Annotated in this window: 1 protein-coding gene; it reads right to left on the bottom strand. The window is 55.8% G+C overall.

Annotated features, from left to right (window positions below; all coding sequences use genetic code 11):
* A protein-coding gene (locus BUC32_RS20090) for an IS3 family transposase (protein WP_407695257.1) occupies positions 1-1,106 on the bottom strand; the annotation gives its coding sequence in 2 pieces (ribosomal slippage) (positions 1-839 and positions 839-1,106; 1,107 coding nt annotated over the 2 pieces). This gene is flagged as partial in the annotation.
* Between the last annotated feature and the right edge of the window lie 80 nt (positions 1,107-1,186).

The raw sequence follows: 1,186 nt of genomic DNA on the forward strand, positions 1-1,186 counted from the left end.
CTGCCAATAGACCACGGCAGGTGGTTTCCCGCCAAGAGCAGAGTGAGGTCGTTTTCGATTGTAGAATTGCATCCATCTTCCGACGCCCTCCTTAGCTTCTGATCCGGTTTCCCAGGCGTGCAGATAGACGCATTCGTATTTCAGGCTCCGCCAAAGCCGCTCAACAAAGATGTTGTCGAGGAACCGGCCCTTGCCGTCCATGGAGATGCGCACGCCCGAACGACGAAGCCGGTCCGTCCATGCGAACGATGTGAACTGGCTGCCCTGGTCAGTGTTCATGATCTCGGGCGGCCCGAACTTTTGGATCGCTTCGTTCAACGCTTCGACGCAGAAGTCCGCCTCCAACGTGTTGGAGATACGCCAGGCCAGCACCTTGCGCGTGTGCCAGTCCATGATGGCCACCAGATAGAGGAAGCCGCGTCTCATCGGTAGGTATGTGATGTCTGCACACCAAACTTGATTGGGCCGATCCACCCGCAGGCCACGCAGCAAGTAGGGGTAAATTTTGTGGCCCTTTGCGGCCTTGCTGGTATTTGGCTTTTGATAGATCGGCATGAGGCCCATTAGCCGCATCAAGCGTCTGATCCGCTTTTCGTTGACCAGATGATCGTCGTTGCGCAGATGCCACGTCATCTGGCGCACGCCATAGAACGGCGTCTCCAGAAACTGCTTGTCAATCACGCGCATCAGATCGAGGTTCATCTCACTCTCGCCCTTCGGCTCATAGTAAAATGACGACCGCGAGATCGATAGCAAAGCGCACTGTTTGCCAACAGACAGACCCGGAAGGTTCGGTTCAATCATCTTCCGTCTCACTTGCCGGTCCAAGGTTTGAGCTTTCTGGCCAAAAAATCGTTGGCGACGGCCAACTCCCCGATCTTGGCGTGAAGGTCTTTGACCTGTTCTTCATCGACTTCCGGTGCCTTCCGGCCGCCGCGCTCAAATACGCCAGACGCACCTTCAAGCAGAGCACGCTTCCATTGGTGGATCATTGTCGGGTGAACCCCGAACCGGCTGGCCAGTTCACTCACCGTCTCCTCGCCTTTCAGCGCTTCCAACGCGACCTTGGCCTTAAACTCCGGGTGGTGTTGCTTCCGTTTCGACATCGTCGATCTCCTTCGTGTTGAAGATCAACAGACAACAAATCGCAGCTTACGTCAGTGTCCGAATTTCGGGGGGTAGCTCA

It is taken from the genome of Shimia gijangensis, assembly GCF_900142085.1.
GTDB classification, from domain to species: Bacteria; Pseudomonadota; Alphaproteobacteria; order Rhodobacterales; family Rhodobacteraceae; genus Shimia; species Shimia gijangensis.